Annotated in this window: 2 protein-coding genes; both read right to left on the bottom strand. The window is 61.8% G+C overall.

The window, feature by feature from the left end; translation table 11 throughout:
* Nucleotides 1–2050: condensation domain-containing protein (locus ACYP2A_RS26030; protein WP_459748810.1), on the bottom strand; the 2050-nt coding region annotated here is incomplete at its 3' end.
* An 11-nt stretch (nt 2051–2061) separates the two neighbouring features.
* Nucleotides 2062–17658 (bottom strand): non-ribosomal peptide synthase/polyketide synthase, encoded by a 15597-nt coding sequence (locus tag ACYP2A_RS26035; protein WP_459748811.1) that lies wholly within the window; start codon nt 17656–17658, stop codon nt 2062–2064.
* Nucleotides 17659–17784: the final 126 nt, after the last annotated feature.

Here is a 17784-nt window from a genome sequence, read left to right on the forward strand (position 1 = left end):
TGAAGTGGAAATTTTCATCGGTGGCCTGGAACAGGCGCAAAACGTTGTGATGCGGCAACAGCGTACCCTTGGGCTTGCCGGTCGAGCCCGAGGTATAGATCACATAGGCCAGGTTTTCAGGTCGAGTGAGGTTGACCGGGTTGGCATCGCTGTAATCCGCCAGCCAGTCAGGACCGGCCTCCAGGATCACCGTCTGCACGCCGCCTTCCAACACCGGCAGTTGTCCTTGCACATGCGCCTGCGTCAGCAGCAAGCGGATGCCACTGTCTTCAACCATGTACGCCAGGCGGTCCTGCGGATACTCAGGGTCCAGCGGCACATAGGCGCCACCGGCCTTGAGGATGGCCAGCAGGCCGACCACCATCTCCAGGCTGCGCTCTACCGCCAGGCCTACCAGCACGTCCGGACCTACGCCCAGCTCGCGCAGCTTGTTCGCCAGGCGATTGGCTTGCTGGTTCAGCTCGGCGTAGCTCAATGACTGCTCGCCAAACATCAAAGCCGGTGCCTGAGGCGTTCTCTCGACCTGCTGCTCGATCAGTTGATGAATACACAGCTCGCTCGGGTAACTGGCTTCAGTGCGGTTCCAGTCATGCACAATCTGCTGATACTCAGCCGTATCCAGCAATTGCACCTCGACAATCCGCTGCTGTGGTTGACGCACAACACCTTGCAGCAAATTGACCCAGTGCCGCCCCATCCGCTCGATGGTCTGCCGATCAAACAGTTCTGTCGCAAAGGTCAGCGAGGCCCATAACCCGGTTTCGGATTCAAAGGTGTCCAGGCTCAAATCGAACTGGGCCGTGTGGTTGTCGTACTCCAGCGGTTGCAACTCAAGCCCTGGCAGCGCAATGCCCTTGCCTTTGACTTGAGTCTGGTGGTTGTACATCACCTGGAACAGCGGGTTATGACTCAGGCTACGCTCGGGATGCAGCGCCTCCACCAGTTGCTGGAATGGCAGATCCTGATGCGCCTGGGCATCGAGCACCGTCTGCCTGACCTGCTGCAACAGATCGTTGAAGCTCAAGTGCAGATCGAACTCGGCCTTGAGCACCTGGGTATTGACGAAGAAGCCGATCAGTTGCTCGGTCTCGACCCGCGTACGGTTGGCAATCGGTACACCGACGCGGATGTCGTTTTGCCCGGAATAACGCTGCAGCAGCATCTGAAACGAGGCCAGCAACAGCATGAACAGCGTGACGCCCTGACCTTGAGCCAATTGCTTGAGCGCCCGAACCAGATCAGTTGGCAGCTCAATGCCCAGGTTGTCGCCTGTATAGCTTCTGACCACAGGACGCGAATGATCGAGCGGCAATTCCAGCACCGGTTGCTCGCCTCCCAGCTGAGCCTGCCAGTAAGCCAGTTGCCGTTCCTGTTCACCGGCCTCCATCCAGTGACGCTGCCAGATCGCATAGTCGGCGTACTGGATCGGCATGTCCGGCAGACTGGCCGCTTGTCCGCGGCTGTACCCCACGTACAACTGCACCAGTTCATCGACCATGATCGGCATCGACCAGCCATCGGAGACGATATGGTGCAACGTCAGCACCAACACATGCTCCTCGATGGACCGTTGCAGCAGTCTTACCCGCAGCAGCGGTCCATTGAGTAGATCGAAGGGACGCGCCATTTCTTGCTCGACCCGCGCCTGGACAAGCGAATCCTCCGCAGACTCAAGCCTTTCGACATCGATACTGAAAGGCAGATCGGGATGAATCACCTGGATCGGCTTTTCACCGTCCATCTCAAAAGTCGTGCGCAACGTCTCATGCCGGGCAATCAGTGCCTGAAAGCTGTGTTGCAAGGCCTCAAGGTCCAGAATCCCGTTGAAACTCAGGGCCGTTGCAATGTTGTAGGCCGAGCTTTCAGGCTCCAGTTGCCACAAGAGCCACTGGCGTTGTTGGGCGTAAGAGAGCAAGGGCTGCTCGTCCGGCTCCCGCTTGAAGATGGGAGTGACCCCATACAGATTCACTTTCTGTTTTTTAAGCAAGGCCGCCAGGGCCTTGCGTTGTTTACCAGATAGCGACTTTACGGAGTCGAGTAGCTCTTGCACTGATGTATCTCCTACGAAATCAGCTCGTCAATTTCCTCTGCAGTAAGACGTTTAAGGGCCTCCAGGGATTTAGCCAGTTCATCCTGTAAAGGCGCATCCTGGTTATCTTTCTGCTCGGCGAGCTGGCAGAAATCACTCAATTGCGGGTGATCGAACAGGTCGCGCAGCGCCATCGAGACACCCAGTTGCTCACGCACACGCAGCATCACCTGGGTGGCCAGCAACGAGTGCCCGCCAAGCTCGAAGAAGCTGTCGTTCAGGCCAACCCTCTCCAGCTTGAGCACTTCGGCCCAGATGGCCGCCATCTGCTGTTGCACCTCGCTCTGCGGCGCCACATAGGCTTGCTGCATCTGACTGATATCAGGCTTGGGCAGGCCCTTGCGGTCCAGCTTGCCGTTAGGCGTCACCGGCAGGCGCTCCAGCAGCACGATATGCGCCGGCACCATGTAATCCGGCAAACGAGCCTTGAGCGCGGCCTTCAGGGCTGTGCGCACCGCCTCTTCGTCCGTTACCGCTGTGCCAGCCACCACATAGGCCACCAGTTGCGCACCACCGACACCGTCGATGGCCAGTACCACGGCCTCACGGACCTGATCGTCCTGCAACAGGCAAGCCTCGATCTCGCCCAGCTCGATACGGAAACCGCGCACCTTCACCTGATGGTCAATACGGCCCAGATAATCCATCAAACCATCCGTACGGGCACGGGTCAGGTCACCACTGCGGTAGACGCGCCCACCGTCAGCCCCCAACGGATCGGGGACGAAGCGCTCAGCGGTCATCGCTGGCCGGCCCAGATAACCCCGCGCAACACCCGTACCGCCCAGGTACAGCTCACCGGCAATCCCGACCGGCAACAGGTCCAGGTCAGCACCCAGCACATACGCACGGCGCTGCCCGACCAATGTTCCGATCGGCGCATAAGCCGCCCCGCAGTCATCAGAGGCGCGGGCCGTCCACAGCAGTGGTGTCACTACGGTTTCGGTCGGCCCGTAGCCGTTGAAAATGCGCTGTGGACGCAGGGTTTTCCAGACCAGCTCATAGGCGGCCTGAGGCACCGCATCGCCGCCGAAGCAATACACGCGCACAGCAGGCGGGTTACCGGCGGTGGCGGCGTATTCGGCCAGTTGTTGCAGGTAGGCCGGCGGCAGCGCGGTAACGCTCACCTCGAAACGGTGCAAGACCTCATAAACCTCTTCCGGGGTCCACATGTCGTCGCCACGCAACAGCAAGCGCGCGCCATGGCTCAGCGTGGTCAACCAGCGCTCATGGGCACCGTCGAACGCCAGCGACATGAACTGCAACTCACAGTCGTTCGGGGTCATTTCATAGCGTTCGCCAATGGCCAGGCAGTGCATGACGATCTGCCCGTGAGTCACCGCAACGCCCTTGGGCTGGCCGGTGGAACCGGAGGTGTAGATCACGTAGGCGAGGTTGTCTGCCGACAGGGCGACATCCGGCGTAGTCAGTGGATAGCCCGCCCATTGTTCCGGCCGATCCACCGCCAGGGCTTGCAGACCGTCTGCCAGTTGCAGACGCGCCAGCAAGTCGCTCTGGGTCAGCACCAGCGCGGCCTCACAATCCTTGATCATGTACAGCAAGCGGTCCTGCGGATAAGCCATGTCCAGGGGGACGTAAACGCCGCCGGCCTTGAGCACGGCCAGGAAGGTCACGATGATGTCGACCGAACGCCCCAGAGCGACTGCAACCCGTACTTCAGGTCCGACACCTGCTTCACGTAGCTTATGAGCCAGTTGATTGGCGCGCTGCACCAGCTCGCGGTAACTGAGCTGCCGTTCGCCGCACATCACCGCCACCGCCTGCGGTGCCTTGTCGGCCTGTTCCTGAATCAACTGATGGATGCATTTGCCTTGCGGGTAATGCCTGTCGAGCTGGCTCCAGTCTTCAATGACCTGGCGGCTTTCGCCCTCATCAAGCAAAGGCAGTTGCCCCAGCGGCAGATCCGCATGGCCCAGCACCGCTTGCAGCAGATGAGCAAAGTGGTCGGCAATCTGGCGCACACTCTGGTCGCTGAAGAAGTGCCGGTCATAGCTGTAGTGGATCGATAGGCTGTCATCCAGAACAATGCCCAGGCTCAGCGGGTAGTTGGTCTGTTCATGGTTATGCACACCCGAGAACAGCAAGCCTTGCGGGGTGGCTTGCTGCAAGGCCTCGGCCACCGGGTAGTTCTCGAAGACCAGCAGCGTGTCGAACAAGTCCTCGCCACTCCAGCCGGCCCAACGCTGGATTTCGTACAGCGGCGTGTGCTCCTGCTCGCGCAATTGCAGGTTCTGCGCCTGAAGTTGCTCGACCCAATCGGCCAGGCGTTGATCGGGCCGCGGACTGGCGATAACCGACAAGGTATTGATGAACAGACCCAGTTGCTGCTCGACACCGACAAGTTCGGTCGGGCGTCCGGCGACGGTGGCGCCGAACGTGACACATTCCTGCCCGGTGTAACGCTGCAATAGCAGTAACCAAGTGGCCTGCACCAAGGTATTGGTGGTGACGCGCAATTGCCGGGCAAAATCGCCCAGGTTCTGGGTGAATCGGGCATCGAGCTGGCAGGTGTATTCACCGCGCCCCGAAGCCTGCTCGCCAGCCCCCGGAGTAACCGCTCGCGCAAGACGGGTCGGGCCGGCCAGCTCGCTCAGTTGCTGTTTCCAGAATGTCTCACTGACGGCGGGATCCTGCTGTTGCAGCCAGGCAATGTAGTCGCGATAGCCGCCCGCCACCTGTGGCACCGGCTGGTCGGTGTAGCGTTGCAGGACCTCACCGAGCAGTTGGGCGTTACTCCAGCCATCCATCAGGATGTGGTGACTGGTAAAGATCAGATGATGACGTTTGTCACCCACGCGAATCAGCGTCAGGCGCAGCAGCGGATCGTTGAGCAAATCAAAACCTTGCTGCAGCTCTTTGCGCGCCAGATCGTCAAGCGCCTGTACAAGGTCGCTGCGGGTGCGCCAGTCCTCGATCACGAACGGCACCTGCATTTGCCGGGCGATGGCTTGCAGAGGTACCGCCAGGCTGGTGATGAAATTGGCGCGCAATACGTCCTGATTGTCGACGGTGGCCTGCCAGGCCTGACGGAATTTCTCGACCTCAAGCCCCTCGACATCAACGCGCATCTGGTTGATGTAGTCGCCCGCTTCCTGCTCGTACAGGCTGTGAAACAGCATGCCCTGCTGCATCGGCGACAGCGGGTACAGGTCGGCTATCTGTTCGGCGGCAATCGGCAAGCTGTCGAGCTGCGCCTGGGTCAGTGCGGCCAGCGGGAAGTCCGACGGCGTCACGCCGCGATGGCGCGGGTCGCCGCAATGGGCAATCAGCGCCTTGAGTTCTTCGCCATAAGCCTGCGCCAGTTGCTCGATGGTCTGCGCGTCGAACACCTCGCGGCTATAAGTCCAGTCCAGGCTCAGCTCACCGTCATACACCTGACCGTTCAGGCTCAGCAGGCTGTCCAGCGGCGCCTCAGGGCTTTGCTCCAGCCCGCCATGCTCTTTGGCCGGGATGAACAGGCGGGTCTCGCTGTCGAAACCGCCGTCGAACTGACCCAGATAGTTGAAGACGATTTCACCTTGCGCCAACTGGCTCAGGCTCTGGCGGGCCTGGTCATTGCCCAGATAACGCAACAGGCCGTAGCCGATGCCCTTGTTGGGGATTGCGCGCAGTTGTTCCTTGATCTGCTTGATCGACGCACCCAGCTCAGGCTGCGGGCTCAGTTTCACCGGGTACATGCTGGTGAACCAGCCCACGGTGCGGGTCAGGTCGAGGTCGTCGAACAGGTCTTCGCGGCCATGGCCTTCCAGGCGGATCAACGCTTGCGCCTGGCCGCTCCAGCGGCAGATCACCCGCGCCAGTGCGGTCAGCAAAAGATCGTTGATCTGCGTGCGATAGGCCGCAGGCGCTTGCTGCAACAGCTTCGAGGTCAACTCGCGGTCCAGACGGGTGTTGGCGTAGGCAGCATGCTTGCGCTGACGACCGCCCTGCGGATAGTCACAAGGCAAGGCATCGCTGCTGTCTTTCAGCTGTTCATGCCAGTAGCCCAGTTCGGCCTCGCAGGCCGGGCTGACGGCATAGTCCTGCAAATGAGTCGCCCAGGCCTTGAACGAGCTGGTTTTGGTCGGCAGTGCCGCTTTCTGACCGTCGACCTGCGCACGATAGGCCTGTTGCAGGTCTTCGAGCAGTACCCGCCACGACACGCCATCCACCACCAGGTGATGGACAACCAGCAGCAGACGCTGGCTGCCATCCGTCAGTTCGGCCAGCACTGCGCGCAGCAGCGGACCTTGCTCCAGGTTCAGGCTGCGTTGCGCCTCATTGCCCAGCGCTTCCAGTGCCTGAACATCGGCAACCTGACGGGTCCACAACAGTGAGTCTGAAGCGGCGTCCTGATAGTCAGCCTGCCAGGCGCCTTGCTGCTGTTCGAAGCGCAGGCGTAAGGCATCGTGGTGTTGCACCAACACCTGCAAGGCGCCGTGCAGATGAGTGGCGTCCAGCGCCTGAACCGGCGCCAGAAGCACCGACTGGTTCCAGTGCTGGCGCTGCGTGATGGGCTCGGCGAAAAACCATTGCTGGATCGGTGTCAGCGGTGAACGGCCGGTCACCGGCCCCTGGTCGATGACCAGCCCTTCGGCACGCCGTGCCACCTGGGCCAGCGCCTGCACCGTCTGGTGCTGGAACAGGTCCTTGGGCGTGAACTGAATACCGGCCTGGCGTGCGCGGCTGACCACTTGCAGCGAAATGATCGAATCGCCGCCCAGCTCGAAAAAGTTATCGGTCAGGCCAACCCGATCAAGCTTCAGAACGTCCTGCCAGATACCGGCGATCTGCTGCTCCAGCGCGCTCTGCGGCGCCACATAGTGCTGCTGCAGGTTACCTTCCGGTGCCGGCAGCGCCTTGCGGTCCAGCTTGCCGTTGGGCGTCAGCGGCAACTGGTCGAGGAACATCAGGTGCGCTGGCACCATGTAGTCCGGCAGGCTGTCCTTGAGCGCGCCGCGCAAGGTCTCGCGCAGTGCGGAAGAAGACTCGGCATCTTCAAACGTCCCGGTAGGCACGACATACGCCACCAACTGGTGACCGTTCGGTCCCTCATGCGCCAGTACCACGGCATCGCGTACGACGCTCTGCTCCTGCAAACGCGCTTCGACTTCACCCAGCTCGATACGGAAACCGCGGATCTTCACCTGATGGTCGACGCGACCGGCGTATTCGATCACACCGTCATCGAAGTAACGCGCCAGGTCACCGCTGCGGTACAGACGCCCGCCGCCCTGTTCGTCGAACGGGTCGGGAATGAAGCGCTCGGCCGTCAGGGCCGGGCGGGCGTGGTAGCCACGGGCAAGCAGGTCGCCACCGATCACCAGCTCTCCAATCGCCGCCTGGGTCACGATGTCACCCACCGTGTCCAGCACGTAAATTGAGCGCCCGTCCAGCACATGGCCGATGGGCACCAGAGTCGGCAGCGACTCGCTGCCATCCAGGTACGCCTGGCAATCGTGGGCGGTGACCGTGACCGTCGCCTCGGTCGGACCGTAGGTATTGAGCAGGCGAACAGACTCAAGACCGGCTTTTTTCCACGCAGCAATGCCTTCTGGCGGCATGGCTTCACCGCCGGAATGAACCTGACGAAGCCGGCCATAATCACGGCCCTTCTTGCTCTGGAAGTCCTTGGCCAGCATGAACCAGTAGGCAGTGGTCAAGTCGACCACGCTGATGTCCTTGTCGATCAGCACCTGATAGAACGTGTCGCTGTCCCAGACCTCCTTGCCACGAATCACCACAGAAGCACCGCAAATCAGCGCCGGGTACAACTGCTCGACGAACCCGTCGAAGTTGAAGGTCGCAAACTGCAGAATGCGGTCCTGCGGTGTCAGGTTGAAGAAGTCGATCGACACCCAGGCATGCCGCGTCAAGGAGCCATGCTGAATGCCGACACCTTTGGGCCGCCCCGTAGAACCAGAGGTGTACATCACATAGGCAAGGTTCTGCTGCGCGGTGCGGTTGTGCGGATTGGCCTCGCTGTACTCGGCCAGCCAGTGCCCGGAGGCCTCCATTTCCAGGCTTTCGATACCGTCAGGCACAGGCAACCGGTCCCTGAACTGCGCTTGCGTCAGCAATAGACGGGCACCACTGTTCTCCAGCATGTAAGCCAGGCGATCACGGGGATATTCAGGGTCCAGCGGCACATAGGCGCCACCGGCCTTGAGAATGCCCAACAGGCCCACGACCATCTCCAGGCCACGCTCAACGGCAACACCGACCGGCACATCCGGGCCTACGCCCAGCTCGATCAAGCGGTGCGCCAGACGATTGGCCCGGCGATTGAGCTCGCGGTAGCTCAGTTGCTGATCACCGAACAACAACGCGGTGTCATCCGGCGTGCGTTCGACCTGCTCCTCGATCAACTGGTGGATACAGCGCTCGCTCGGGTAAACGGACTGCTTGCGGCTCCACTGATCGACCAACTGGCGTTGCGTGTCGTGGCGGTGGATCGAAAGTTCACCGATGGGCGTCTCGGCATTGACGATCAGTGCCTGAAGCAATGTGCCGAAGTGGGCGGCCACTTGCGCGACCGCTTGCGCGTCGAAGTGCTGGCGATCATAGCTGTAGTGAACAGCCAGCGCGTCTTCCAGGCTGACGGTCAGGGTCAATGGGTAGTTGGTCTGCTCCAGGCTGGCCGTCGAACTGAACGACAATCCCGCCGGTGAGCCTTGTTGCAGGGCCTGTGCCACCGGATAGTTTTCGAACACCAGAATGTTGTCGAACAGCCCGTCAGTGCCCCAACCGGCCCAGCGCTGAACATCGTACAGCGGCGTGTGCTCGTACTCGCGCAACTGCAGGTTCTGCGCCTGGACCTGAGCGATCCAGTCACGTACCGGTTGCTCGGCTCGCGGACTGGCGATGACCGGCAGGGTGTTGATGAACAAACCGATCTGATCTTCGACGCCGGCCAGTTCAGCCGGACGCCCGGCGACAGTTGCACCGAAGCACACGCCCGCATGCCCGGTATAGCGTTGCAGCAACAGCAACCAGGCCGATTGCACCAGCGTATTGACCGTCACCTTGTGCTGCTGGGCAAAGGCTTTCAGCTTCTGGGTCGATGCAGCGCCAAAATCCTGATAATGGTCGCCATACCCCGACTCGCCAACCGTCAGGCTGCGGGTGGCCGCAACCAGTTGCACTGGCCCCTCCAGCTCAGCCAGCCGCGCTTTCCAGAATGTCTCGCTGGCTGTCGCGTCCTGACGCTGCAACCAGGCAATGTAATCGCGATAGCGCCCTGCAGGCAGCGCCACGGGTTGACCGGTGTAGCGTTGCAGCACCTCGCCCAGCAGTCGCGAGTTGCTCCACCCATCCATCAGGATATGGTGGTTGGTGTAGATCAGGTGATGTCGACGCTCGCCGGTACGCACCACCACCAGACGCAACAGCGGCGCATGGGTCAGTTCGAAGCCCTGCTGGCGCTCCTCGGTGGCCAACCTGTCCAGCTTCGTCTCTAAATCGACTTGAGCACTCAGGTCATGGCTGGCAAACGGCAGTTGCACCTGTTTGTAGACCACCTGGACCGGATGCTCAAGATCGCCCTGCAAGACCATCGCGCTGCGCAGGCTGTCATGAGCATCGACGGTGTGTTGCCAGGCCTGACGGAATTTCTCGACCTCCAGCCCTTCAACGTCGACGCGCATCTGGTTGATGTAATCGCCCGCCTCCTGCTCGTACAAGCTATGGAACAGCATGCCCTGCTGCATCGGCGACAACGGGTAAAGGTCGGCAATCTGTTCGGCAGCCATCGGCAAGCTGTCGAGCTGCGCCTGAGTCAACGCGGCCAGCGGGAAGTCCGACGGCGTCACGCCGCGATGACGCGGGTCGCAGCAATGGGCGATCAGTGCCTTGAGTTCTTCGCCGTAAGCGTGTGCCAGTTGCTCGATGGTCTGTGCATCGAACACCTCGCGGCTGTAGGTCCAGTCCAGGCTCAGCTCACCGTCATAGACCTGACCGTTGAGGCTCAGCAGGCTGTCCAGTGGCGCATCAGGGCTTTGCTCCAGCCCGCCATGCTCCTTGGCCGGGATGAACAGGCTGGTATCGCTGTCGAAACCGCCGTCGAACTGACCCAGATAGTTGAAGACGATTTCACCTTGAGCCAACTGGCTCAGGCTGTGGCGGGCCTCTGCATTGCCCAGATAACGCAGCAAACCGTAGCCGATGCCCTTGTTGGGGATCGCGCGCAGCTGTTCCTTGATCTGCTTGATCGACGCACCCAGCTCAGGCTGCGGGCTCAGTTTCACCGGGTACATGCTGGTGAACCAGCCCACGGTGCGGGTCAGGTCGAGGTCGTCGAACAGGTCCTCGCGGCCATGGCCTTCCAAGCGAATTAGCGCCTGCGCCTGGCCGCTCCAGCGGCAGATCACCCGCGCCAGTGCAGTCAGCAGCAAATCGTTGATCTGCGTGCGATAGGCCGCTGGCGCTTGCTGCAACAGCTTCGAGGTCAACTCGCGGTCCAGACGGGTATTGGCGTAGGCGGCATGCTTGCGCTGGCGACCGCCCTGCGGATGGTCACAAGGCAAGGCATCGCTGCTTCCGTTTAGCTGTTCATGCCAGTAGCCCAGTTCGGCCTCGCAGGCCGGGCTGACGGCATAGTCCTGCAAATGAGTCGCCCAAGCCTTGAACGAGCTGGTCTTGGCCGGTAACCGCACCGCATTGCCTGCCTGCAACTGGCTGTAGATCATCTGCAAATCTTCCAGCAGCACCCGCCACGACACGCCATCGACCACCAGGTGATGGACAACCAGCAGCAGACGCTGGCTACCATCTGCCAGTTCGGCCAGCACCGCACGCAGCAGCGGACCTTGTTCCAGATTCAGGCTGCGTTGCGCCTCATTGCCCAGCGCTTCCAGTGCCTGCACATCGGCAACCTGACGGGTCCACAACAGTGAGTCTGACGCGGAGCCCTGATAGTCCGCCTGCCAGGCGCCTTGCTGCTGTTCGAAGCGCAGGCGCAAGGCATCGTGGTGTTGCACCAACACTTGCAAGGCACCGCACAGATGAGTGGCGTCCAGCGCCTGAACCGGCGCCAGAAGCACCGACTGGTTCCAGTGCTGGCGCTGCGTGATGGGTTCGGCGAAGAACCATTGCTGGATCGGGGTCAGCGGCGAACGGCCGGTCACCGGGCCCTGGTCGATGACCAGCCCTTCGGCACGCCGCGCCACCTGAGCCAGAGCCTGCACCGTCTGGTGCTGGAACAGGTCCTTGGGCGTGAACTGAATACCGGCCTGGCGTGCGCGGCTGACCACTTGCAGGGAAATGATCGAATCGCCGCCCAGCTCGAAGAAGTTGTCGGTCAGGCCGACCTGGGCAAGCTTCAGAACATCCTGCCAGATACCGGCGATCTGCTGCTCCAGCGCGCTCTGCGGCGCCACATAGTGCTGCTGCAGGTTGCCTTCCGGTGCCGGCAACGCCTTACGGTCCAGCTTGCCGTTGGGCGTCAGCGGCAACTGGTCGATGAACACCAGATGCGCTGGCACCATGTAATCGGGCAGGCTGCCCTTGAGCGCGCCACGCAAGGTCTCGCGCAGCGCGGCAGAAGACTCGGCGCCTTCAACAGTCCGGGCGGGCACGACATACGCCACCAGTTGGTGACCGTTCGGCCCCTCGTGCGCCAGTACCACGGCATCGCGTACGACGCTCTGCTCCTGCAAGCGCGCTTCGATTTCACCCAGCTCGATACGGAAACCGCGAATTTTCACCTGATGGTCGACGCGACCGGCGTATTCGATCACACCGTCATCGAAGTAACGCGCCAAGTCACCGCTGCGGTACAGACGCCCGCCGCCTTGCTCATCGAACGGGTCGGGAATGAAGCGTTCGGCCGTCAGGGCCGGGCGGGCGTGGTAGCCACGGGCAAGGCCCTGACCACCAATAAGCAATTCGCCATAACTACCCGGAGCAACCACCTCCAGCGCATTCCCCAGCACGTAGACCCGCCGCTCGCCTACCGGTCTGCCGATAGGGGCATGGCCCGATGTACCTGCATAGGCCTGATCGACCGGCCAGATCAGCGGCGATACGACCGCCTCGGTCGGACCATAGGCGTTGAACCATTGCCGAGCCTGAAGACCTCCTGTTCCATCAGCCAGACGCAGGTCCCACGCCTCCCCCCCCAGAATGCAAGCCCGCACGCTGAGTGCATCGTCCTGGGTGATGCTTTCACGCAATTGGCTGGCATAGCCAGGCGGCAAGTCGAGAACGGAAACACCCTGTCGCCGGATCTGCGCAGCCAGTTGCTCCAGTGAGCCGCGGGCAAAATCACCCAGCACGACACGCGCGCCTTGAACCAGCGGCATGAAAATCTGTTCGGCCGCCGCATCGAAACTGACGGATGCAAATTGCAGCACGCAGTCGCGCTGGCTGATCGAGTACGTCTCGGCCGCTGCCAGACAATGCATGGCCAACGCGCCATGCGCCACAGTCACCCCTTTGGGCAAGCCCGTCGAACCCGAGGTATAGATCACATAAGCCAGGTTTTGCGGATGAACATGGCTGTCCGGGTTTGCCTCGCTGTAATCCTCCAGCCAGTGTGCAGACGGCTCGACGATCAGCGTCTGCAACGGTTCAGCCACCGGCAAGCGCTCAAGCAGGTGCGCTTGCGTCAACAGCAAGCCTGCACCGCTGTCTTGCAGCATGTAAGCAAGACGTTCTTGCGGGTATTCAATGTCCAGAGGCACATAGGCACCACCGGCCTTGAAGACGGCCAACACGCTCACCACCATGTCCGGGCCACGCTCAAGCGCAATGCCGACCCGAGTGTCCGGGCCCACGCCCAGCGCTCGCAGCCTGTGCGCCAGACGGTTGGCACGCAGGTTCAAGGCCTGATAACTCAGTGCCTGATCATCACAAACCAGGGCGATGGCGTCTGGCGCCTGGCGCGCCTGGGCTTCGATAAGGTGATGGACGCATTGATCGTTCGGATAACGCTGTTGTGCATGAGCCCAGTCATCGGTGATCTGCCGGTATTGCTCACGGTCCAGCAACGGCAGCTCGAAGATGCTGTGCCGAGGGGTGCGGACAAGCGCCTCTAACAGGTTAACCCAATGCCCTGCCAGGCGACTGATGCGTGCAGGGGTAAACAGATCGCAGGCGTAGTTGAACGAGGCCATCAACCCATCGGTACGCTCCATCGTATCCAGCACTAGGTCAAACTGCGCATTGCTTTCGGACAGGTCGACTTCTTCCGCGTGAAGCCCCTGCAGGCTGTCGCTGGAAACCTGATCGCCGACATCGCGCAAATGGTTGTACATCACCTGAAACAGCGGGTTGTACCCCAGCGTACGCTCAGGCTTTAGCGCCTCGACCAGCGCATCGAACGGCACATCCTTGTTGGCCTGCGCCTCTAGCGTGGTCTCCTTGACCGACGCCAGCAGCGCATCGAACGTCTGCACCGGATCGACCGCCACCCGGGCAACGAGGGTGTTGACGAAAAAGCCGATCAGCCCCTCCAGTTCATGGCGATTGCGGTTGGTCACCGGAATGCCGATATTGATCTTCTCGCTGCCGCTGTAACGCGACAGCAGGATCGCAAAGGACGACAGAAACACATGGAATAACGTGGCATTGGCGCCCACGGCAAGCGCACGCAATTTATCCGTCAGCCCGGCTGGCAGATGGATATCGATGCGCCCGCCCCGGTAGCTTTGCTCCTGGGGGCGCGGGTGATCGGCCGGCAGTTGCAGTACCGAGAAATCATCTTCGAGCTGCGCTTTCCAGAAGGTCAACTGCGTCTGCAATTGCCCGTCGGCCAGACGCTGGCGTTGCCAGGCGGCGTAATCGGCGTATTGCACCGGCAAGGCTGGCCGGCTCAGCGGTTGACCGCTGGTCTGGGCGTTATAACTGGCGGCCAGCTCACGGACCATGACGCTCATCGACCAGCCATCGGAGACGACGTGATGCATCAGCAAGGTCAGCAGATGCTCGTCGTCTGCGGTCTTGAATACCGTGACGCGAATCAGTGGCCCGCTGGCCAGATCGAAAACGCTGGCGACTTGTTCTTCGATTCGACGAGTGACCGCGTCAGCGCCCTGCCCGCTCAGGTCTTCAGAGTGGATGACAACCGGCGCCGCCGGCAGAATCCGCTGCAATGGCTGACCGTCCTGTTCTTCAAAAATCGTGCGCAGCGACTCATGCCTGGCCACCAGCGCATCGAAAGCCGCCTGCAAGGCCCGCCAATCCAGTGCGCCTTGCAGCCTGACCGCCAGCGGCGTGTTGTAAGCCGTGCTTTGCGGATTGAGCTTCCAGAACAGCCACTGCCGGTACTGAGCATGGGAAACCGCCAGCGGCGTGCTGCGATCAAGCAGCTCGATACCGGCGTCATCGGAGCGTCCAAGCCCCTGAACCGATGCCGCGAAAGATTGCAGGTCATGGGTATCAAACAGCGCACGCAACGGGATATCGACGTCCAGTTGCTTCCTGGCCCGCGACACTACCTGAGTGGCCAGCAATGAATGCCCGCCCAGTGCAAAGAAGTTATCCGTCAGCCCCACCCGCTCGACCTGCAGCACCTGCGCCCAGATCTCGGCCAGTTGAATCTGCAACGCCGTGACCGGCGCCACATAGCTGGCCACATTCGCCATCGGCTCAGGTAACGCTTTTACATCCACCTTGCCGTTGGCCGTGACCGGCAATTGCTCCAGCGCCAGCATATGGGTCGGCTGCATGTGTTCGGGCAGGGTCTGTTTCAGCTCAGCACGAATCGCGTCGATAAACGCCTGTTGCGCGGCGTCACCCGAAACAGGCGTTGCCGGCACCAGCCAGGCCGCCAGTTGCGCGCTGGCGTCCTCGCCAATGACCCGCACCACGGCATTGCTGATCGCCGGCAATTGGCGCAGGCGGCTTTCGATTTCTGCCAGCTCCACACGATAGCCGCGAATCTTCACCTGGCCGTCCATGCGCCCGGCAAACACCAGTTCACCCTGGGCATTGCAGCGCACCCAGTCGCCGGTGCGGTACATGCGCGAACCATTGGAGCCGGCAGGATCCGGCACGAAACGTTCGGCAGTCAGTGCCGCCTGACCCAGATAACCCCGCGCCAGGCCAGCGCCGGCAATGAACAGCTCGCCACGCGCAGAACCTGGCACCGCGAGCAGGCAATCGCTCAATACCTGGGCGCGGATATTGTCCAGCGGTCGGCCCAGCACCGGCTGGCCAGCCATGTCATGGGTCAGGACACCGACGGTGGTTTCCGTCGGGCCGTAGTGGTTGATCACACGCAGTTCGGGCGCCAGTTGCGCGATGTGCGCCAGCAGGCCGGCCGAGCAGCTTTCGCCACCGACGATCAGGCAGCGGCGTGGCAAGGCCGTCGCGCCGGCCGCGAGCATGGCCTGCAAGTGTGACGGGACGATTTTCAAGGCGTCGATGGCATGCTGGTGCATGTAGGCGGCGAAGGCATCGGCGTCGAGCACGGCGGGCTTGTCGAGCATGTGCAGGGTCTTGCCGGCGCACAGCGCGCCGTAGAACACGGTATGCCCCAGGTCGGCCGCCGGGGTGGTGACCATCGCCAGGTTCTGGATGTCATCCAGCGGCAAGCGGCGCGACACGCCTTGCACATAGTTCACCAGCGCCGCATGACTGATCGCCACGCCCTTTGGCGTGCCGGTGGTGCCGGAGGTGTAAATCACATAGGCCAGGTTATCCGCGGCAACCGCGACTGCAGGCGCGTCGCTGCGACGCTGTGCCTGATCCAGATTGATCCGCTGTACCGCTTCAGGCAACGCACCGTTCCAGTCAGCTCTGGCCAACAGCAGGCGCACGTCGCTGTCGGCCAGCATGAAGTCCAGACGCTCACGTGGCTGATCAGGCTCCAGCGGCAGATACGCAGCGCCGGCCTTCAGTACCGCCAGAATGCCCACCAGCATGTCAGTGGAGCGATCAGCGATCACGCCAACCCGTTGATCAGGCTGTACGCCACTTTCGAGCAGCACATGAGCGAATGCATTGGCCCGCTCGGTCAGCGTCAGGTAATCGATCTGCTGCTCGCCGCTGACCGCCGCTACGCGATGTGGATCGGCCTTGGCGGCCTGCTCGATCAGTTGATGAATGCACAGGCCTGCGCCGTCGACGCTGGCTTGCTCAGTGGCTGTCGACCGCTCAGGCAACGACAGCGGCAACTCACCGACTGCATGGGCCGATCTGGCGGCCAGGCCTTCGAGCAATTGCAGCCAGTGTTGCTGCAAGGTGGCGACAGTCGAGGCCTCGAACACGTCCAGCGCGTAAGTGAAGACCGCCTGCAGCCGGCCGGCGCTTTCGTAGGTGTCCAGCGACAGATCGAAGCGCGCGCTGTGTTTGTCCAGTGCGACTTTTTCCAGCGCCAGCCCGGAGCGGGTGGTGATCTGCCCGGCATCGACCACGGTCGGCTGGTGATTGAACAGCACCTGGAACAACGGATTGCGGCCCAGGCTGCGCTGCGGCTCGAACACCTCGACCAGACGCTCGAACGGCAACTCCTGATGCCCTTGCGCACCCAGCGCCGTCTCCTTGACCCGTTGCAGCAACTCGCGCACATCGATCAGCGGATCGATCTCGGTATGCAGCACCTGGGTGTTGATAAAGCAGCCAATCAGCCCTTCAACCTCAGCGCGATTACGGTTGGCCACCGGCACGCCGACACGAATCGCCTGCTGGCCGCTGTAGCGATGCAGCAGCACCTTGAACGCCGCCAGCAGCACCATGAACAGCGTGACGCCCTGCTCGCGGGCCAGACCGCGCAGGCGCTCGGCAAGCGCCGGATCGACCTGAAACTCATGACGCGCACCGCGATAGCTCGGCGTCAGCGGGCGAGCGTGATCGAGGGGCAACTCCAGCGGCGCATGCTCGTCGCCCAGCTTGGTGCGCCAGTAGTCCAGTTGACGCTCCTGCTCACCGGCTTCCAGCCAGCTGCGCTGCCACAGGGCATAGTCGCGGTACTGAATCGGCAGCGGCTGCAACGCCGCTTCACTGCCGCTGCTGGCGGCGTCGTAGAGGCGGATGAACTCGTCGATCAGGACGTTATAGGACCAGCCGTCGGCAACGATGTGATGCAGGGTCAGCAGCAGCACATGCTCCTGCCCGGCCAGCTTCAGCAACTGCACGCGCAGCAGCGGCCCCTGGGCCAGATCGAAAGGCGCCAATGCTTCGGCGTCGGCCAATGCGCGAACCTGCTCCTCACGCTTGTCGGCATCCAGCCCGGTCAGGTCATGGCTGACGATGGTCACCGCAAACGGTTCGACAATCCGCTGGCTGACTTGGCCATCCTGCTCACTGAACACGCAGCGCAACGTCTCGTGACGCGCGACCAGGCCATCGAAGGCGCTGTGCAAGGCAGCCTGATCCAGTTCGCCATTCAGGCGCACGGCCATGGGCAGGTTGTAGGCGGCGCCCTGCGGATCGAGTTGCCACAAAAACCACATCCGCCGCTGGGCATAGGACAGTCCATCGCGCTCTTCGCTGGCCACCTCGCTCGGGATTGGAAAAAGAGCAAAATCCACCCCCTGCTGCTGCAAGCCGACGAGGAAAAGACGGCGTTTTTCCTGAGGCAGTTCGATAAAGCGGCGGGCGAGTTTCAGAGCGTCTTGGGCATTCATGCAATGCGTCCTTGTCGAATAGGAAGCGGGGCCAGTTGGCCCGGTCGATCCCACTAGAACGAAACAGCAAGAGGTTGATTTAGCCCGCCAGCGCAAATGCAAACCGGCCCATCAAGGGCCGGTCGC

This window comes from Pseudomonas sp. 3A(2025) (genome assembly GCF_054589175.1).